Here is a 19,995-nt window from a genome sequence, read left to right on the forward strand (position 1 = left end):
CGATGACAACATTCGAAACATTGACCATAATGATTAGTTTTTCTTCATTAGTTGTGTTGATTCTTTCATTGTCATTTACTTTTACTAAAAAAAAGTAAATCACCCCACTAATACCTTGGCCGGTTAGGGATGATTTACTCTCTCGGTGCCAATCGCCTTTGAAGCGATTTATTTTGTTAGAGGACTGTACAAGCGTTGCAGCGCTGTACGGTCCTTTTAATTATCTGTTTTATTTACGTCAAGTATACCATATTATTTACAAATTTCAAATGGTGTACATTACTATATGTTCATCCAATTGATCTAATACCAATCGATTATTCGTAGAGATCGCATTAATACTTCGGCCATTTGAACACGTGTAAGATTATTTAATGGATTAAAATAAATATCTTAGGTTCCGTTAATATTTTGAAAACCATTAATAAGGAAATCCAAAATATTTGCTCCATTATTAACAATAGTCGTATCTTCTTCTAGCTTCGACTTTATTTGAGCGTTAATGAAGGCCTCAAAAGATGATGCAAAACTGACGATAGCAAAACGATAACATCTTTGTATATCACCAAAGTTAGTTTCTTTCTTCGCTTTTTCACAAAAATAAACCGGGTGCTTGGTTTTTTCGTACTTAAGAAGTTACCTGCTTGAGTCGTAATGGTGAGAAGTTTTATTCCAACATCTTTAATTACTTATCTCCAATTGGCTTTAAAAACTTCACCGGAACCCAAATACCTCGTGCGTTATTTCCTTCCAAGCCATTTTCTACATATAGATGACCATTAATTTCATAGCCTAGTGATAAAAAAGTACTTCCCTTTAAATGCACTGTTCCAGTACGAACAGCAAATTCTACTGGAGATAGTTGCTCTTGTATATCTTTAGTTAGCTCATAACGCACGCCTTCTTCTCTTCTTATCTTCTCAGCGATCTTAATATCTGTACCTCGATACTCAGCACACCATTGCCCCTCATCTCCATCACTTTGGCAATATGAAATTAGTTGTCCATTATTTGTATCCAAGAAAGAAACACCTAGTTTGCTGAAGTATTGTCCGTAATATCCGTTGTCACTAACATGATCACGATTAATAACAAGGTAAGTTGGGTCGTTATAGAAAGATGCACGAATTTTTATTGGTACTTCTTTGAAAACTACCAAATCCGTTGCTTGTACACGATATTGCCCCATCTGGTAAAATGTTTTACCATCATATTTTTCAATATCATACGTTTTAAAGAAGTTATTTCGCTTGACCACTAATGAATCAAACGTACCATTTGGATTTCTCTTGTATACCTTGATGTCTTTTTTAAAGGTCATTTTTCCTGTTTGCTCTTTTACAACTTCTGCTCCATCATACATCACTTTCGCATCTGATATTGTTGGATTAACTACTGCTAATACAAATGCTGCTAGTAACATAATAATAAACTTTTTCATTATTCTCCCCCTACTCAGCTTTTCAGAAAAACAATAAATGGTTCACCAACTAAAAAGCTGCGTTTTTTTACAAAAGATTACCACTCTATTTATATTACTATTTAAAATTTAAACACAATTACCTAAATATGTAAATTTGTTAACGTAATATAAGTTCAATAGAAACTTAAGTATATCTTCGAAGCAAAATTTAAAAATTTCACATCAGAAAAGCGCGAGTAATCAACGTTTCTAAAATTGATATCTCGCGCTTTTTAAAGTTTTGACCAGTTTATATACTTGTTCCATCCGTAAAGATTATTGATTTAATTTTGTATTTAAATGTCATATTCTCAAATGGCAAATTATAAAAACGCATATCTGCATCTTTGGATTGATTTAAATCAACAGCAGTATTGAAGTTTGTAGAACCATTTGCAGGAATAACATCCCACTCATATTTGAAATCTAATGTGTATACTAATTCACCAAACATATCATAAAAATATGTTTCTGCTAAAAATCCTTTAATGTCTTTATCTGTATGGTTAATATATTTCAAAATAAAATTTAATTCATATCCATATACATTATTATCAATACTTGGGTCTCTAGGAATAACATCTTCTAAAACCAATGTCAAAGATGTATTTAAATGATTGTCTTCAGCAATCTCTTCATTATTGGAAATTTTCTCGACACTTTCAACAAAATCATCTTGATTTGATGTTTCTCCTTTTTCTTCTTGATTTGATGTATCTACTTTTTCTTTTTCCTCTTGATTTAAAGTTTCTACTTTTACTTGTTCATTCTCACCTGATTTATCAACACTTTCTTCTTTCTGATTACATGCTGATAAAATTAAAACATAAAATAAACTTAGTAATAATAATAACTTTATATTACTCTTTTCCATAATAATTCCTCCAAATATGTATTAATCTATATGGTATCATAATTAGGAAATTTCGCTCAATACAAAATAATCATTTTCAGTGTCATATAGCACAAATCAAATTCAAAAAAATGTAATCTAAATAAAGCCAAATAACTATAATCAAAAGAAAATATTACACCTAAATTTCGTTTATAAATAATCCTATACACATCTACTAGTTCCAGTGAATTGAAGATAGATCCAATCACACTATTTATCAAAAATTTTAATTTGGGCACCTCTCGGGCACCAATTAGTGAATTATACATTCATGCATAAAAATAAAAAGCCTTACAACCGTTGTGGCTGTAAGGCTTTTATTGACGTCCCAGGAGGGATTCGAACCCCCGACCTAGTTAAATTTTATTTTATAAAACGTTATATTTTTGAGTAATTCTATATTACAATTCTCGAACTGTGACCGAGTTATTAATATTATAGTATAACAGTATTATTTCTACAATCATTAAAGGGAATAAAATTAAAGAAACCAATTAATATGGAATTCCTTAAATTCCCACATAATAATAAAAGTTAGAATAATGTTTTTATTCCCTAATCTCATTGAGATATTGTAAAAAATCATATTCCTCTCTGTTTTTCCAATCACAAATAAATCCTTCAACCCAAAAACTTTCAAAAAATTCATCACTTAATAATATTAAGTTTTTAAATGCATTCCCATAAAATGAAATATAGCCTACTAAGTTATTCTGTACTTTAGTAATAAACAAACTATGTGACTGATCTGGAAATTCTAACTCTTCAACAATTCCTTTATCAACTATTTGTACTAAGTTTTGTTCGCCACCCTTAACAATCCATTCACGCAGTTTATCGAAACAATTATTCAGTACAAATTCTTGTCCTTTTATAAAAGCTAAATAGTTAAAAATTATTTTAGCACACACTCGGTAATAACTGTCGTCAACAACTGTGGTACTATGAACCGATATTTGATTTTGTTGATATTGAAATTCTTGTGTTTCAAATGGTTTTTGTTCAAGAACTTTACTAATAAAAACAGCTAATTCAGAAATAATTTTTTCATCATTGTAAGCAACATACCACATGTTATTATGTAAACCCAAAATAATTTGGTTTTCATCCAACAAAGGTGTTTTACGCTTCTTAAATTTCCCTGTGAAATTTTTCATATTAATTAAAAATGTTTCTAATTGTAAGTGTGCGTCTCCTAATCTAGGATTAGTACTAAACCGACAACTACCATTCTTATTCCATTTCATTTGCATTATTTTATATGGCTTACCTAGACTGATATATCCTAGTTGAACATCATTTTCATTATCTGTAATAACAGATACTTCAGATTTCGTAGCATTTTTAGGATTTAAGTTTCCTCTTTTTCCAGGTCCATAAAATTGTCGTGGTATGGCAATTACCGACTCTCTCATAAAAGTTTGTTCCATTATGGAAAATTTATTATTACAATCATGACTAACATATTCTATTGGTAATTTTCGAATTCCACCAATACCAGCTGGAAAGATATGTTCTTCAGAAAGAAAGTTAACTTCAGGTTCACCTTTTTTTAAATAAATACAATATTTCAAAACGTGTTCACCAACTCTCTACTAAAGTTATAAAATTTATCACCTTATATATTTGTAATATATCAGAAAGGAGAGAACACAAAATAAAAGTCTCTCATTATAAATCAATTATTTACATCTTTAATATAAAATCTATTTATAACTTTTAATAATTCTAAAAGCATAAGATCAAAATTATCTTTACTAACTCTGAGATACAATAATTTATTTAAATAACTATTAACTTCAATTTCATCCTTCATATCTTCAGTGTATATTAAAGGAATTATTCTTTTTCCACTTTGTATAATGTGTTCTAATTCAATTTTACAAAATGCAGATTCTGCATAATCTTTACTGTAAAACACTACAAAGTAATCACACTGTTCGATTATATCTATTAGCCTTTCTTCTATTATTTCTCCAATTTCAATATTTTCTATCACTTTAATATCCAATCTAAATAGTTTACCTTTAATTTTATTAATCATTTCTTTGTCTTTATGTGCGTAACTAATAAAAACTCTAGGTTTCCTTGTTCTTTTTTTATTTTTTAGAACTATTTGCATCATAATCAATACCACGAATGCTGAACATACAGATCCTAAAATACTTAACCATATATCATAATCGTAAAATATATTATTAAACGATTTTTGCATCTCCGGTAGGTAATCCGTTAGCTGAAAAACTAAAAAAGCTAATAAAATAATTTGAATAGTTAATAACATTAAAAATTTACTTTGTTTGTTTTTCACCTTTTACCCTCCTATCAGCATTACTACAAAAATTAAACAAAGCGTACCATAAATATTAGGGATAATAATTCCCCAAAAATATCTTAAATTTTTTTCTTCATCCCATCCCCAAAAACGAATAAATGTAGAAATAATCCACAAGCTTATAAACAAAATTAAAATTATCCATACATTCATAGATACCGTATGAAAAATATTTTCCACATTATTCTTTGCAGATATGGACAATGTTTTAGCTGTTTCCACAGCATAGTATGTAATTGATACAACGGCTAAGTCTATTCCTACAGCAAAATCTTCTCTTTTAATCTTTCTTAAGTCTGAATCATTTTTACTGACTATTTTTACAAAAATTATAAATAAGGTACCTAGGAAAGGAACTAAAAAATTATAAAAAAACGGGGATGTTAAAAATTCTTCCACTTCATTTTTCACTCTCCTTACATATATAATTATTTTTAAGAGTTTATACAGTACATTATCCCTATTTTCTACACATACATTTGTGTACATTAACTCTCCAAAATTTTCCCTATTGTAGTTAATTATAAATCAATATGTTAATAAATGTTATGTTATATTAAATTAGTTTTCCAAAATAATTACCCACTTAATAACAACAAAAAAAATGCACTGAAAACAGAACCAATAAAGGAACTGTAATCAGTGCATTCAGTATGTTTATTTTTTATTTTTTAATTTCTCAACAGCCATTTCCAATCTTTCAGGAATACGACCATAAGCCAAAGCATCATATACCTCTTTCTGTTCAACTCGTAAAGGTTCATAACTTGCTTCACCAATACTAATCATGTTTAAGGTATCAGCACCACTTACATAACTATATTTCTTCATACCAAGCTTTATTTTAAGTTCATCAAGCTTCCTTGCTGGGTTTACTAATTCATCATATTTTGTACGTGCTTCTCGAAGCTTTTCAAGATATGAAAGTTTTGCTTGTAATAGTTCCAACTGTATTGCTTCCATTTCCTTGTTTTTACTCGCTGAAATATTTCGGCTTTCAGCTTCAAGTTCTGCAAGAACCGCTTGAACATCTTCTGTTTTATATTCCTGAATCAATTGTACTTCTTTTTGCATATCTGCTAGTGTTGCTTGAAGCTTTTCAACTTCCACACGTTCAGCTTCATATGTTTCTTTTGAAATAGAACCCTTCAAAGTTTCCTTGTGAAGTTCTTTCAGCATATCAGCTTTAGCTTTAAGATCAAAAGAAAGTTCAAGAATTTCATTTTCTTTAGTTTCGAGTGCTTTCATGTAGGAAGCTTCTGTATTATCCACTTTATCTAATAGTCCATTCAGCTTTTTTAACATCTTCATAGTAATTATTCCCCTTTCCCTTCAAGTTTTTCAGTAAGCTTTGCAATTGCTTCAGTAAGTTTTGCCATATGTTGTTCAGATGTTAGTGGTACTGGCGGAAGGTTTTTAATTTCTTCAGCTTCAGCTTTTGCACGTGCTTCTTTTTCTAGCTTTCGTACTTCATCATAGTAAGCTGAAATATTTTTAAGTGGTTCAACACGTTCTTCAATTCGTTTCTGAATTGCTTGTCCTTCTTTTGATAGTTCAATTTGTAATTTTGGTAATTCGTACATTATTCAACATCCCCTTTAGTTTTTCTTTTTGTTAATGCCAACTGGTGCAGTCAATCTTGCCATTAGACTTGCTTTTCTTTGTTCCACATTTACCACAGTGGTTGTTCTGTTTGTATCCGATAAACCAAGTGCATCCATTCGTTGACGTTTATCAGCTTCAACTGCGTAAGAAAATACGTCCATGAAGAGATCGACTTCTTTTGGTGTTGGATTGGGTTTATACGGAATCTTCAGCAAGTGCTTTTTTAATTCTTGATAAGCCATAGCTTCATTAACTGGTATAACTGCATTTTGTAATTTACCTATATAGTCATTAAAATCAGGTTTTTCATGCCACGAATAATAAGATTTCGTCGAGATGGAATTTGCAGTACAAAAATCTTGTACAATAAAATTTCCCATCATCTTTACATTCACAATCTTCTTTGCAATTTCCACTTGTTGTGCTGATAAAGAAGCTGGTGGTTTAATTTCATTTACTAACCCTTCTACTTTCTGCATTGTTCTTTTCATTGCCATTGTCATACATCCCCTTTATTTAACGAGTAAATCTTTCTGTTTAACTTTAATGGTTGTGGTGTTTTTCCACTGGTCCATATAGTTCTGAACCTTGATAGTGTGTAGATTTGATTCCAGCAAATTGTTCAAAATCAATACACATCTATTTTCATTGGTAACTGGTTTATTCAGTTCCCCTTGCAATTCCTGAATATCAGAAAGAAGCTTTGCTTTTGCTTTACGTGCAAAACTTGCATAAGCGGTAAAATGATATTGTTGTTTGTCTAAAACATATTCAGTTGAATATTTAAAAGTAGCTTCTTTGACTTGTGCAGTTACTTCTGCAACTAATAGTGAAGTACTTGCTTTCTGTTCCTGAAGCGTACCGGCTTTAATTGTTGCTTTAATGTGCTTCAAGTTCTGCTTGATAACTTTCATTTGTTTGGCTGGACTTGGTTTGTGTGCTTTGTTTGGTTTTATTGCTTCCATATTTACCACTGGTTACACCCCTTTATTAATAACTGAATTTAATACTGCTATTTCAAGACCACCCACACCTTCTTCAGCAAATACATTTAATATTGCTTTTTGTGTTTGTGGTGTTAGTTCAGCAGTTCCAAGTTCAATTTTGGAAATAAGCGATTGATGTTTCCCCACACGTTCAGCAAGTTCTTCTTGTGATAGGTTTGTGATACTTCGTAAATGCTTGATAAGTTCTTTGTTCATTGTTCTCACTTCCTTGATTCCAGGTTCTTGAAATAAGAATTAGTAAGCATAAAAAAAGATGCTTCAGAAGAAGCACCTAATTTATTATTTACACTCTGCATCCTTTTGACTGTGTAAAATGGTTCTACATTGGTTGTATACTGCAATTGATTTTTGATGGAAAAACAATTTGCTGAAAAGCTTCAGGTATGTATCATTTCAACCTATAAACTTTTCTATATATAGGTTCTTGAAATAAGAATGAAGTACTACAATCATTAAAATTTTTCTGCAATTTTATTTAAGCAGCGATCACTATTTTAAATCTGAAAATAGCAGATACCCCCATTAATAATATTTATGGATATAGTTATATTGGTTATTTGTTATGTTAAAGAAATTTACACGGAACTAACTAAAACATTTTAAACAAGTATCGGGCAATCACGGTTCAGCTTATTTAAATATTTTTAATGAGTAGCTGAAAAGCTGAAGCATCCTGAATCTTCCTGAAGGGTAAAATTTGTGTTCAGATATATTACTGGCTAACCCCACGACAACAGACACCCCATCCCGCCATTGGGGAGGTGCTTCCATTTCTTGAATAATAATATTCAAATAAAAATAATAAATCATTATGTAAGTTGCTGAAGATGATTCACAAACAAATTAATTCAATTGCTTTCATCAGTTGCTTCAGTTGGTTCTGTACATCCTTCACACTGCACACAATCTTTTCAACCTTCTTCAATTCCTTTCAGGTTCAATTGCATCATGTTCTTCCATCCATTCAATACACACTGAAGAAGAAGCTTTAAACAACACATAAAGAAGCAATGCTTTCAAGTGGTACTGCATCATGTTCTTCTTTACTGCATCAGCATCAGAAGCTTCAGGTTCATCTGTATAGCGTGCTAACATACCACCCCCATAAATTTGTATATCCCACCTTTTTATGTACACCAGTACCCACCCTATAAATTGTAAGCAGTACCCCCATATAAATAATGGATGCAGTACCCACTGAAAAAGCACCAGCACCTATTCATTACTTGTTCAAATATCTTTAACGTGTTCATAACTTAACAATATTGACCATGATTATAAAGTATAGTAATATCAACACATCGGCTTTGTTCATAACTAATAGTCATAAGTGATTACTGAATTATACATAGAAATGGATTGATATATAAATGAAATATGGATATGCACGTGTATCAACATTAAACCAAGATTTAGAAACGCAATTACAAACTTTAAAAGCTGAAGGTTGCGAAGTGATCCGTTCAGAAAAGTTTACTGGTACGAAAACAGATAGACCACAATTTCAGGAACTGCTTTCAGTCTTATCTGAAGGTGATACGCTTGTAGTCACTAAATTAGACGTTAGCACGTAACACAAAAGAAGGTATTGAAGTTATAGAAATGTTATTTGCAAAAGGTGTAAAGGTTCATGTGCTGAATGTTGGACTATTAGAAGATACTTCAATGGGACGTTTCTTTCTAACTACTTTATTAGCAGTTGCTGAACTTGAAAGAAACATGATTGTAGAACGTACACAAGAAGGGAAAGCAGTTGCTAAACAGAACCCTGACTTTAAGGAAGGTAGACCGAACAAGTTTGAAGATAAACATATTAAACACGCTTTAAAGCTATTAGAAACTAATTCATATACACAAGTTGAAGCAATGACGGGTATAAGCAAAAGCACATTACAACGTCATAAGAAAAAGCAGAAGGGACTAGTTTAATAAACTGGTTTCTTTTTTTATGGATTATGTTAGTTCAATAAAAAAGTAAAAATGAAGTTGAATATTAATAATCAATTAAAACTGCCGAGTGTATTCCCTTTACACACATTTTCTTTTCCACGTGAACAGTCCATTTCATGTACTTTTCATCAATTCCCCACCAGTTCTATAAAGTGTGTCTAAATTGTGAACAGATAACCCCCTTCATAACCGCACACCACTGATAAATACCAGCTACACCCACACCATGACATTTAAAACACCGTGTAAAGCATTGATACATCCACCTTTATCAGCTACAACATGACATGAACATGACATTTACCATAACGGTTAAATGCTGATATATCAGTAATAGTTCAAGATCAAAAGATTCTTGTCAGGGGAAAAGCACCCCTTCCAAGATGATAAAAACAAATAAATATCTTTCTGCTATTATGCTGAACAATTGCACCTTCTTCAGCAATATTTCAGTAATGAAGCTGGTATATTTTTAATCATGTAAAGCGTTCTTTGCTTTACTCATTACGATGAAATATTTAGTTAAGAAGCCGTGAAAAAATAATCACTTTTTGTATATCTTCCTTTAAGGATGAACGCTACAACCCTTGATATATCAACGTTTCTGAAGAAATTAAGAACTTTTGATGTTCTTATTCATTTGTAGTATCGTTCTGTTTCAATGTCTGCATCTGAACCTTTTCTTGTTTTAGGCATGTAAGACAATAAGAAAGGATGATTTACATGCAGAAATTAGTACAAGAAACACATTACACAAAGGAACAATCAGAACATACGCAACAAACACCAGTACACATTGTTGATAGTATTATGGGTGCTGGTAAAACAAGTTGGTCAATTCAATTTATGAATGAAGCTGATCCAGATAAGAATTTTCTATATATCACACCATTATTATCAGAAACACAACGTGTTAAAGAAGGTGTAACTAATAGAAAATTTGCAACACCAGTACCAAAAGGGAAAAACAAAGGTAAATTTATCAATCTGAAGGAACTGATTGTAAATGACCGTGACATTGCATCAACACATGCTTTATTTCAGAAAGCAGATGAAGAACTAATTGATCTAATAAAAGCTGGGAACTATACCTTAATTCTTGATGAAGCAATGGAGGTTGTTGAAGAATGTAAGTTACTTAAAGATGATTTTCAGTGGTTGTATGATAGTGGGATGGTTAAAGTAGATAAAGATACTGGATTGATAAGTTGGAATAGAGAAGGCAAATATCAAGATACACGCTATAAAGATATTAAAACACTTGCAGAATCAGAAAATTTGTACTTCTTTGAAAACAAAGTGCTGTTTTGGACATTCCCTATTTCAGTATTTAAAGCATTCAAGGAAGTATATGTTATGACGTATCTCTTTCAGTGCCAACAACAAAAATACTATTACGATATGTATAACCTTGAATACAGTTATAAAGCTGTTCAGAAGCTACCAACTGGTGAATATACTCTGATAAACCATAAAAACAAAGAACCGTATGATAAAACGGCTATTAAATCGCTGATAAACATTTATGAAGGTAAATTGAATAATATTGGTGATGATAAGACTGCTTTTTCAAAGTCTTGGTCCGGTAAAAAACAGAACAAACACCTAATTGAAAAGTTGCAAAAGAATATCACCACATACTTCAAAAACAATGTTAAAACACCTACAGAATTAAATATGTGGACATGCTACAAAGCTTACGTGCCAAAGCTAAAAGGAAAAGGATACACAAAAGGATTTATTGCTTGTAATGCACGTGCTACTAATGCATTTAAAGAAAAAGAATCACTTGCATATACAGTAAATCGCTTTATGAATCCCTATGAAAAGAAGTTCTTTATTTCCAAAGGTGTTGAAGTGAATGAAGATATGTGTGCACTATCTGAACTTATTCAGTGGATTTGGAGAAGCCAGATAAGGGACGGCAAGCCAATAAACCTGTATATCCCATCAAAGCGTATGAGAACTCTTCTTAAAGATTATTTAGAAAGCGAATGGTGATGTTTAACCAACATGATATTTATAAACAAAAAAAGTCGTTTCCCAGTATTTTAAGGAATCGACTTTTCTAATTGAATTGTTTCACTATGTAATAAAAAAATAGTTGAAGTTCGGTCAATCATTCACTTGTTATTGATTCTTTTTCTTGTGTTTCTAATTCTGATGAAATATCGATTTCTAGTTTAACTGAACCATTTTGGTGTACCTTTAGCTTTTCCCAAAATGTTTTCATTGCAGTTACATACTTTTCAAATGATATTTTATCGACACTTAATACCTCTTTCATATTGGTCGTACGATACAAGTTCATAAGTTTAGCCGTAGTTGCTGTTTCAAAGTATTCAGGGTGTATCTTGTGTAATGCCTTCGCCGATGTTCCACTACCATGCTTAAACGTATTCGATATTAGATTACATTCACGAATTGTTTCCCATATTTCCGTTTCCACGATAGGTACTTCAATCCCACTGTCCTCTATAACGCCAAACAAATCATCCCATTCAGAAATTTCTTTCGTAGGCATAGTAAAGGTTAGTTTCATTTCTTGCAGAACATTCCGTAAAGCCCCAAATTGACTATAAAACTCACCATAATCTTCTTCCTTGTCTAAAGTGAATTTAATTTGATTTATGTATTCGTTATGATGATGTGTCATTTCTTCAAACAACCACTTTCGCAACTGCTGTTCAAATACCTGATAAAGATTGCTTAATGACATTAGAACAAATTGATAGTGCATAAGTGATTGTTCTTGCATACGGTCAGCTACATAACCTTCAATTTGTTCATAGTATTCGCTACCATCATCGTATTCGTGATTGTAATTGTTTGGAATGGTTTCATTAGCTTCAATTAAATATAAATCAGCAATCTTTTTAGGGTTTTCCTTCACATCTTTATACATTGCATCATACGTACGATTGTAGGTTTCTAGCAGTACATCATATATGCGAGTATATGAATCTTTGATGTACGGATTAAAGTACAATTTGAAGAAGACTTCTCGCTTTTCAATATTAGGGTTTTGCGGTCTACATGTGCATTTATGCTTTTTCTTTCCCATTTGAACACTACCTTTCAATTAGAGTGGCTTATAATCATTATCAGCTACCAATTAAAGAAAAGCTAATAAAGTGACCACTAATCTATTTAAATTTACCTAGTGGTCTTCTGGGTTACCTGAAGCGTATTGTTTATTGCTTAATTACACCTTAAAACAAAGTCGGTACAGAACTATGTACAAAATTTCCTTTGTGCCACTAAAAGTAATTACAATTATTTCTTATAACAATTAACGCACTGTTTCTTCCACTGATTATCAGCTTTTAACCAACGTTTCCTACCACAAGTTATACAAGGGATCATAACCTTGTCCAATACATATTTCATTGATTTTACATCTAACTTAAATTTCTCATCATCCGTAGACGGATTTGGTAATTCAACTATTAATTTCTTTTCTAGACAACACAAACATAATATTTCATTTTTCCATTCTCTATATTGAATTATGCTTATTGATTCAGATTTTCTTATTCCACATTCCGCACATGCTTTTTCATTCAATTTCATTTCATTTCGACGTTCTTCTATCTTTTCATAGTATGAAACACCAGTCATATGATGACCACATTTATAGCAGTCTATTTCAGATGATTTATCTATTCGTTCCTGAAAGTCATAACTAAAGATTCCTTTTCTATCGGTATTACCTCCATCAGGACTCATTTCATAAGAAACTGTTGTATCAAAACCGCAAGAATTGCAAGGAATACTGAAGATTTTGGTTCGACAATCAATACAAGTACATGGTTTACCCCACTCACAATTTGGCATACTTTACACACCACCGTTCTTAAATTTCATCTACACTTCCATTCCAGTTACAGTGTAGGAATACGAACCAAAATTAATTTATAGCTTCAGCCAATCGCGAATTTCTTTTATTCCCTTATAAGTTTTTGACCAAGCATTATTTTCTTCTAAAAATTCAATTCCTTTCATTGTTATCTTTGCAGAACCAAAGCTTACATAATAAACAGTATTATCAGCATATTGTACCCCAATACTTTTAGCATACCCTTCATCCTTAATTAGTACAGCGATTTCCCCCCACTGTTCAAAATCCAAATCATAATCCATTTTTTTCGGTTCATTTCCTTGTTCCAATTCCTTTAAGATACTGTAAATTAACTTCTTTCTATTCATCTTCTACACTCACCTTTCAAATAATAATTCGACATAATGTGATACAAACCCTTTAATTATGGTGAAATATTCCATACTAAGAATTATGTCTGATGTTTCACCTAGTGTTGTTATAGGTCTGTAAGACAAAATAAAACAATAAAAAGGTGGATATTAAAATGAAAAAAGAATTAAACATACAACTGGATACACACATGGAATTAATACAAGAAGTGGCTTTCAAATCTTTAGATGGAATTAAAGTAAGTGAAATTAAAGAATTACGCTACACATGTAAAAAAGATGAAATTGCGTTCTTCAACAAGATCAAATTGAAATTCATCCTTCATCTTGGTTTTTTAGGCTTAGAATATAAAATAACTCATGAAGTCGAACCTATTTTATTCAGCTATATTAGATACTTACTACATGAACTTCCAGTGGAAAATTTAGATAGTGATGATAAATTTCATCTTTCAATAAATTAAGTTGCCGAAAAGGGAATCTACCAATAATGGTGGTTCTCTTTTTTATTTATTTCTTCATGTTTACTTGCATTATTTCAGTGTTTCCCACAACATGAAGCCAGAATTGAGGACAACGGCTTGGTGCAAAAATGACTGCCTACATTTCAGAAACTAAATTAATAGAATCTGAAATATAGACAGCCACTTGCTTATATGTATTTTCATGAATCCGTCATTTTGAGGTAATCCGTATATATGCCCTTGTTAAATGTGATTCTTTCAAATCAATACACATAGTTTCTACTTCTGCCCCTGAAACGTCTTGTAATCCGTCTACATGCCTTCTGCGTGTATCGTAAATGCTTATTCTACTGTTGTGAGAAACTCGGCAACAATTACAATGTATTATGTATTCTGCATAGCCGTAACTAATCAGACCTTCCACACCTGACCTTTAATGGTTGTCAGCACCATTCAGACACAATAGCAAACAAGGATACTATTATTTGTGTCCTAGACTTAATTATTGCATCGGCTAAGTCATAACCTATCAAGGTTTGATTTACAACGTATTAGTTGGCTTTCCACGTTGGATATACCTAAAAAGTGTGCACTTAATAAGCCTTGCTAATCTCAATTTTTTTCGATAAAATTAAGGCAAGATAAGGTATATCGTATTAAGTTTATTGTCAGTGAACGTGAGTTCGATTTACTATTAGTCACCTATTGCGAGTAGGTGGCTTTTTTATTTTTGTTACTCATTGTCATTTAAAATTGTTAAAGATAATTTCTTAATTTATCTGATACATCAGTTAATTCAGTATGTAGATATTTGGTCGTTACAGACAAATCATTGTGTCCTAGTGCTTTTGAAACCAATAACAAATCATTGGACTTCGCATATAAGTTTTTTGCGAATCCACGTCTTAATGCATGTGGATTTATATTTTTAATTCCGTACTTAACTGTGTAATTTCTAAGTTGCTTTTGAATTGAATTAGACGTAACGGAATTGGTTGTTGGCTTTCCTTTAATCGTGATAAACAAGTTATCATTAACTTCTTTGTATTCATCTCTTATCAGATCATTCTGCTTCATCATAATTTGCAGTAGAACAGACATTTGTTCATCTAAAGGTAAAATTAATCCTTTATGATTCTTCATGACTTCTCCGTCAAGTTGTAGTCTTTGATTAACAAAATCAACATGTTTTTCTTTCATTCGTGCAATAGTTCCAATCCTTAATCCACAACGATACATCAATAAAATTGCAGTGGCATTCCTTAAATCAAGAAATTTTGTATAGTCAAGAACAGACAAAAGTAAATTCACATCTTCATCTGTTGCACCTTCTTTAATTTCAGTATCCACTTTTATATTTACTGACCGCCAAAACTTATTCGTGAACCATCCATTATCAAAACAACGTCCCAGAAATGCTTTGAAACACTTTAAACGTGTTAATTTAGTTGTATTTTTGACGTTCATCTGTTCCAGCCAAGAATAAATTACATCGCTAGTTATATCTATCAGATACACAACATTTGTATCTCTGATAAAGTAATGAACGATTGTACGATAGTCATACAACGTTCTTTCACGACAACCACTAACTTCAAGTTGCTTTAGAATTACTGACAATGCTTGTTCAATTGTCATATCATTACGTTTTTCTTTTCGCTTTTTAACCTGAATTAACGGTTGTTCAATTTGGATATCAAATATCCCTTTCTTTTTGGTCAAAGAAAAAAGCACCTCCACCTACAATTCATTAGTACAGAAACTCGACTGACCGAGTACTGTAACATTGAATCATAAGCGAAAGTGCTTATTTCTCTAAGTATAACGTTAAAAAATGGACGTCCCAGGAGGGATTCGAACCCCCGACCGACGGCTTAGAAGGCCGTTGCTCTATCCTGCTGAGCTACTGAGACATGATGTCATCTCTATATAAACTATATTAAGGACAATATTTATTATATGTGCTTTAAAGCATAATGTCAACATTAATTTTACTATGAAGGCAAGGTTTGCCTCATCATTAAAATTATATGATTTCACATTTCCCTTTATGCCATTTCTCAAAACTACTTTTGCTAATCATAACAGATTTTTTACTAAAATAATCAAAAACAAAAAACTGGAAGATCCTAAAATGTTTAAAGATGAAGTAGTAGCCGTAACTGGTGGTACTCTAGGGATTGGCAAAGGCATTGTACTTGCATATGCGTGCCAATGTTGTAATTGCCAGTATAAATAAAGAATTATTGGAGCAAGGTTATTCTGTTTTTTTGTTCAAACAGTTATTACGAAAGAACAAGACATTGTCTCATTAATGCAAAAAGCAGTTGATCATTTTGGTACTATCCATATTTTAATAAATAATGCAGGGAAATTTCAACATAAATCTCTTTACGACGTAACTTTGGATGAATGAAATGATTTGATTCAAACAAATTTAATGAATGTACACGCACTGAGATGTCAGAGCCCCATTCCGAAGCCTATGCAGCAACAAAAGGTGGGATTGTCGCATTAATACATGCTTTAGTACGATCGTAGGTCCAGATAATATTACCGTTAATTGTATTTCACCTGGTTGGATTGAAACAGGTGATTATGAACAGCTTCGTCACATTGATCACGAGAAGCATTTATTGGGGCATATAGGCGTGCCTGAAGACATTGCACAAGCTTATTTATACTTAGCAAGCCCAACGAATTATTTTGTCACTGGCATTAATCTAACTGTCGATGGTAGGATGACGAAGAAAATAATGTATGAAGAATAATTAGATTCACTTCTTTCATATCTGGAAGCACCTCAGAGTATTCTACATTAGAAAGAATATTAGAAGGAGTGGTTTACATTGTTCCCCTATCAATACGGAAATTATGGAAATCCTTTAAGTGCGTTCTATAATGCCCCTAACACTCAATATACTGCACCGATTCGCCATTTTTTGAAACCTTCGAACGATAATCGGCGCTGTATTAGTAAAGCTGAAGCTGATTTTATGGCAATGAATCGTTTATTATGGATGGAGCACGTCAATTGGACGAGGATGACGATTATAAGTATTGTTTTTGGCTTACCTGACTTACCGTTTGTGCAGGAACGATTGCTACGAAATGCGACGGACTTAGGCAATTGTCTACGTCCATTTTACGGTGACCAAATTGCTGATCGTTATGCTGAACTGATTAAAGAACATCTTATTCTTGCAGCCCAGTTAGTGACTGCAGCTGCTAAAGGGGATGCAGCAACAGCAGAGGCAAAAGAAAAGGAATGGTATCGTAATGCTGACGAAATTGCAATATTTTTGAATCAAATAAATCCATACTTGAGTGTAGAGGCAGTGCAAAAAATGTTCTATACTCATTTAGCTTTAACAAAAAAGGAAGCCGAGACAATGATTCAGAAAAACTATCAAGCAGATGTACAAATTTTTGATGTCATTGAGGCAGAGGCACTTGCTATGTCGGATATGATTGCTAGTGCCATTGTGATGCAATTTTGTTATCTTTTTTATTAATGCTATTAATAAAACCAGCACTTTTGACAAAGTTATTTTGTTAACGGAGCTGGTTTTTCATTTCCAATATTGGTGAAAAAATTCTAGCCTTTTTATTCTTAGAATAATGAGCTATTGGATGAATTCCTTGTATCGTTTCTTTCACAAAAGGAGCTAGTGTATTGCTTGTAATGTTAATGCTAACACGTTGCAACTGCCATGGCATATGGCTTATATCTATGCGTAATAAGGAATTTTTCCATGTTGACCAAGAATGATAACGTTCCACTAACCATTTTTCTAAGGTAGAACTAATTATTGCACTAGAAATCGGTTGATAGGAAATCTGCAATCTTTCATCCAGTGCTCCATGATATAAACTTGTAAAAGAAAAATTGTTACCTCTTTGTTTTAAAGATATTTTTGAATGTCGATATGATAGACTGCCCTTTGTAGCTATTTGTACAATAAAACGATTCGTAACATCTAAGTTAAAAAAATAGATACCTTTCATGCCGTTATATGTAACATATGTGCGGACATTAAGCTGTAAATAGGAATCCATCCCAGGAAATGGTGGTAGAAATCTCAGGCGTTGTCCTTTTACTTTAAAAAGGACAACACTAAGCCAAGCTTTATTATTATAGAGATCCAGTTGCAATTCTTGAGGGATGTACGGCTCTATCTCATTAGGTGATATTGGCCAATGTAGAAACACCACATCTTGCCATATTTGCGTCATAATCCACGGTTTGCTCCACATAAAATAACTCCCTTCTGTAGTAAAATTCTTTCCTACAAAGGAGTTATTCAAACTATAATGACTATTTTTGTTCTGAATCGAACGTTTCTTTTTCAACATATCGGTAATATAAATTGCGTAATTCGGATTCTTTATAATTGCCTAAATGACTTTTAAATTGAGGATGAACTAAAATTCCATGATCTCGAAGTTGCTTAACAAACCAACCTTTTGAATACTTATGCACTTTACACATTCTCCTTCACTTATATTCATACATAGCGTATGCTCAGGAGTTTTGTGTGGTTACGGCTTATTGCATAAAAAAAACGAAGGAATTTATCCCTCGTTTTTAACTTATGTGCCACAAAAAGTACGATATGGTTGATTAGACAGAGTTGGCAATGTTGCATACTCCTGTTGCTCCTTCGTATGTGCAAAAGGATGCGCAAGGGCATTCAGTAATCGTTCCATTACACTGTAGTCTCCCTGTTCAACAGCAGCCTCTAATGCTTCTTCCACACGGTGATTTCGTGGAATTACTGCTGGATTATGATCACGCATTAGTTGTTGAGACATGTCTGTTGTTTCCTGTTGTCTTTCACGTCTTGCAAGCCAGTTCTGATGCCATTCTTTAAATTCTTTTGTACTAAATAACTTTGATTCATCTAATTTATCGAAGGTTAATGCGATAAATGTATTCGTATAGTCTGCCTGATACTGCTGCATTAACTTTAGAAGCTCTTCAATTAATACTTCGTCCTGATCTTCTTCGTTAAATAGTCCAAGTTTTGCCCGCATACCTGCTAACCAATTGGCATAATACAACTGAGAATATTGTTGTAATGCGTCTTGAGCTAGGTTTATGGCATCTTCTTGATTTTCATGGATTAACGGTAATAATGATTCAGCAAATCGTGTCAAATTCCACGCTCCAATATTAGGCTGGTTAACATAAGCATAACGACCTTGTCGATCAATCGAGCTAAATACTGTCGCTGGATCATAGATATCCATGAAAGCGCATGGACCGTAATCAATTGTCTCACCACTAATGGCCATATTATCTGTGTTCATGACACCATGAATAAAACCAACTAGCTGCCATTTTGCAATGAGAGATGCTTGCTTTTTCATGACTTCCTGAAGTAGGTAAAGATAACGATTTGGGGCTTCATCAGCATTGGAAAAATGACGTACCAAAGCATAATCTGCCAAAGCTTTGAGCTCCTCCTCAGTTCCCCAGTTTGCAGCATATTGGAAAGTTCCGACTCTCAAATGACTGCTAGCAATACGAGTTAAAACTGCACCAGGAAGCTCGGTTTCACGGAGGATCGTTTCGCCTGTAGTCACGACAGCTAGACTTCGAGTGGTCGGAATGCCGAGTGCATACATAGCTTCACTTATAATATATTCTCGCAGCATTGGGCCAAGTGCTGCTCTGCCATCTCCACCTCGGGAATAAGGCGTTCTCCCTGAGCCTTTAAGTGCAATATCAAATCGTTCATGATTTGGTGTTATTTGTTCACCTAATAACAATGCTCTTCCATCTCCAAGCATATTAAAATGACCAAATTGATGCCCAGCATAAGCTTGTGCAATGGGTGTGCCACCAGTTGGGCAATTGTTACCTGCAAAAATCGCGACCGCTTCTTCGTTTTGCAAAGCATCGATGTTCAATCCAAGTGACTGTGCGACCGGCTCATTAACCATTATTAATTTTGGTGAGCGAACTGGATTTAAAGTGAGTGATGTATAAAAAATGCTTGGTAGGCGAGTATAGCTATTATCAAAATTCCATCCTATTGTATTGTCCATGTTTTCTCCTT

At 32.7% G+C, this 19,995-nt stretch carries 22 protein-coding genes, 1 tRNA gene and 2 pseudogenes; 6 read left to right on the plus strand and 19 right to left on the minus strand.

Features of this window, described 5'->3' with window-relative positions:
* Positions 1–2: 2 nt before the first annotated feature.
* The gene (locus QUF91_RS28190) at positions 3–98 is read left to right on the plus strand and encodes a putative holin-like toxin (RefSeq protein WP_230875005.1); all 96 of its coding nucleotides are present in this window, start codon (positions 3–5) and stop codon (positions 96–98) included.
* A gap of 587 nt (positions 99–685) precedes the next feature.
* Here QUF91_RS28190 and QUF91_RS20285 read toward each other — a convergent pair.
* The 11 genes from QUF91_RS20285 to QUF91_RS20335 form a co-directional block, all read right to left on the minus strand.
* Entirely contained in the window at positions 686–1,441 is a 756-nt protein-coding gene (locus tag QUF91_RS20285; protein ID WP_289419166.1) for a hypothetical protein, read from the minus strand.
* A gap of 271 nt (positions 1,442–1,712) precedes the next feature.
* Positions 1,713–2,336 carry a hypothetical protein gene (locus QUF91_RS20290; RefSeq protein ID WP_289419167.1) on the minus strand — a complete coding sequence of 208 codons (624 nt, stop codon included), beginning with the start codon at positions 2,334–2,336 and terminating at the stop codon, positions 1,713–1,715.
* 569 nt (positions 2,337–2,905) lie between these two features.
* Entirely contained in the window at positions 2,906–3,931 is a 1,026-nt protein-coding gene (locus QUF91_RS20295; protein ID WP_289419168.1) for a hypothetical protein, read from the minus strand.
* 104 nt (positions 3,932–4,035) lie between these two features.
* Positions 4,036–4,668, minus strand: coding sequence for a toll/interleukin-1 receptor domain-containing protein (locus QUF91_RS20300; RefSeq protein ID WP_289419169.1), 633 nt, complete (start codon positions 4,666–4,668; stop codon positions 4,036–4,038).
* 3 nt (positions 4,669–4,671) lie between these two features.
* Positions 4,672–5,091: a hypothetical protein gene (locus QUF91_RS20305; RefSeq protein ID WP_289419170.1), complete on the minus strand. Its 420-nt coding sequence runs from the start codon at positions 5,089–5,091 to the stop codon at positions 4,672–4,674.
* Positions 5,092–5,349: 258 nt separating this feature from the next.
* A complete protein-coding gene (locus tag QUF91_RS20310) occupies positions 5,350–6,003 on the minus strand; it encodes a hypothetical protein (RefSeq protein WP_289419171.1) in 654 nt (217 codons plus the stop codon).
* A gap of 5 nt (positions 6,004–6,008) precedes the next feature.
* Positions 6,009–6,275, minus strand: a complete 267-nt coding sequence (locus tag QUF91_RS20315) for a hypothetical protein (protein ID WP_289419172.1) — start codon at positions 6,273–6,275, stop codon at positions 6,009–6,011.
* Positions 6,276–6,290: 15 nt separating this feature from the next.
* Positions 6,291–6,794 (minus strand): hypothetical protein, encoded by a 504-nt coding sequence (locus QUF91_RS20320; protein ID WP_289419173.1) that lies wholly within the window; start codon positions 6,792–6,794, stop codon positions 6,291–6,293.
* Between the two features lie 15 nt (positions 6,795–6,809).
* Positions 6,810–7,271 carry a hypothetical protein gene (locus tag QUF91_RS20325; RefSeq protein WP_289419174.1) on the minus strand — a complete coding sequence of 154 codons (462 nt, stop codon included), beginning with the start codon at positions 7,269–7,271 and terminating at the stop codon, positions 6,810–6,812.
* 3 nt (positions 7,272–7,274) lie between these two features.
* Positions 7,275–7,499 carry a helix-turn-helix domain-containing protein gene (locus tag QUF91_RS20330; protein WP_289419175.1) on the minus strand — a complete coding sequence of 75 codons (225 nt, stop codon included), beginning with the start codon at positions 7,497–7,499 and terminating at the stop codon, positions 7,275–7,277.
* 726 nt (positions 7,500–8,225) lie between these two features.
* Positions 8,226–8,441: a hypothetical protein gene (locus QUF91_RS20335; protein WP_289419176.1), complete on the minus strand. Its 216-nt coding sequence runs from the start codon at positions 8,439–8,441 to the stop codon at positions 8,226–8,228.
* 233 nt (positions 8,442–8,674) lie between these two features.
* On the opposite strand from QUF91_RS20335, the pseudogene QUF91_RS20340 reads away from it, so the two are divergent.
* Together QUF91_RS20340 and QUF91_RS20345 are read left to right on the plus strand one after the other, a co-directional pair.
* Positions 8,675–9,233: pseudogene (locus QUF91_RS20340) on the plus strand (recombinase family protein).
* Between the two features lie 744 nt (positions 9,234–9,977).
* Positions 9,978–11,255: a hypothetical protein gene (locus QUF91_RS20345; RefSeq protein WP_289419177.1), complete on the plus strand. Its 1,278-nt coding sequence runs from the start codon at positions 9,978–9,980 to the stop codon at positions 11,253–11,255.
* 118 nt (positions 11,256–11,373) lie between these two features.
* Here the strand turns inward: QUF91_RS20345 and QUF91_RS20350 are convergent, their stop codons facing one another.
* From QUF91_RS20350 to QUF91_RS20360, 3 genes are all read right to left on the minus strand, one after another.
* On the minus strand, positions 11,374–12,318 hold the full coding sequence (locus QUF91_RS20350; protein ID WP_289419178.1) for a hypothetical protein: 945 nt from the start codon (positions 12,316–12,318) through the stop codon (positions 11,374–11,376).
* Between the two features lie 212 nt (positions 12,319–12,530).
* A complete protein-coding gene (locus tag QUF91_RS20355; RefSeq protein ID WP_289419179.1) occupies positions 12,531–13,091 on the minus strand; it encodes a hypothetical protein in 561 nt (186 codons plus the stop codon).
* 78 nt (positions 13,092–13,169) lie between these two features.
* A complete protein-coding gene (locus QUF91_RS20360) occupies positions 13,170–13,463 on the minus strand; it encodes a YjcQ family protein (protein ID WP_289419180.1) in 294 nt (97 codons plus the stop codon).
* Positions 13,464–13,621: 158 nt separating this feature from the next.
* Between QUF91_RS20360 and QUF91_RS20365 the strand changes: the two genes are divergently transcribed.
* Positions 13,622–13,930: a hypothetical protein gene (locus QUF91_RS20365; protein WP_289419181.1), complete on the plus strand. Its 309-nt coding sequence runs from the start codon at positions 13,622–13,624 to the stop codon at positions 13,928–13,930.
* Positions 13,931–14,686: 756 nt separating this feature from the next.
* On the opposite strand, the gene QUF91_RS20370 is transcribed toward QUF91_RS20365, so the two are convergent.
* The gene (locus QUF91_RS20370; RefSeq protein ID WP_289419182.1) at positions 14,687–15,652 is read right to left on the minus strand and encodes a tyrosine-type recombinase/integrase; all 966 of its coding nucleotides are present in this window, start codon (positions 15,650–15,652) and stop codon (positions 14,687–14,689) included.
* 117 nt (positions 15,653–15,769) lie between these two features.
* Positions 15,770–15,843 (minus strand) — tRNA-Arg (locus QUF91_RS20375).
* A 221-nt stretch (positions 15,844–16,064) separates the two neighbouring features.
* Here QUF91_RS20375 and QUF91_RS20380 point away from each other — a divergent pair.
* Both QUF91_RS20380 and QUF91_RS20385 read left to right on the plus strand, forming a co-directional pair.
* Positions 16,065–16,701, plus strand: a pseudogene (locus QUF91_RS20380) (SDR family NAD(P)-dependent oxidoreductase).
* A 78-nt stretch (positions 16,702–16,779) separates the two neighbouring features.
* Entirely contained in the window at positions 16,780–17,445 is a 666-nt protein-coding gene (locus tag QUF91_RS20385; RefSeq protein WP_285395999.1) for a hypothetical protein, read from the plus strand.
* A 40-nt stretch (positions 17,446–17,485) separates the two neighbouring features.
* Here QUF91_RS20385 and QUF91_RS20390 read toward each other — a convergent pair whose 3' ends face one another.
* The 3 genes from QUF91_RS20390 to QUF91_RS20400 all read right to left on the minus strand — a co-directional run bounded on the left by QUF91_RS20390 (position 17,486) and on the right by QUF91_RS20400 (position 19,984).
* Positions 17,486–18,187 carry a YqjF family protein gene (locus QUF91_RS20390; protein WP_289419183.1) on the minus strand — a complete coding sequence of 234 codons (702 nt, stop codon included), beginning with the start codon at positions 18,185–18,187 and terminating at the stop codon, positions 17,486–17,488.
* A gap of 61 nt (positions 18,188–18,248) precedes the next feature.
* A complete protein-coding gene (locus tag QUF91_RS20395; protein ID WP_285396001.1) occupies positions 18,249–18,422 on the minus strand; it encodes a DUF2639 domain-containing protein in 174 nt (57 codons plus the stop codon).
* A gap of 101 nt (positions 18,423–18,523) precedes the next feature.
* Entirely contained in the window at positions 18,524–19,984 is a 1,461-nt protein-coding gene (locus QUF91_RS20400; RefSeq protein WP_289419184.1) for a protein adenylyltransferase SelO, read from the minus strand.
* Positions 19,985–19,995: the final 11 nt, after the last annotated feature.

The organism is Lysinibacillus sp. G4S2 (assembly GCF_030348505.1).
GTDB lineage: Bacteria > Bacillota > Bacilli > Bacillales_A > Planococcaceae > Lysinibacillus.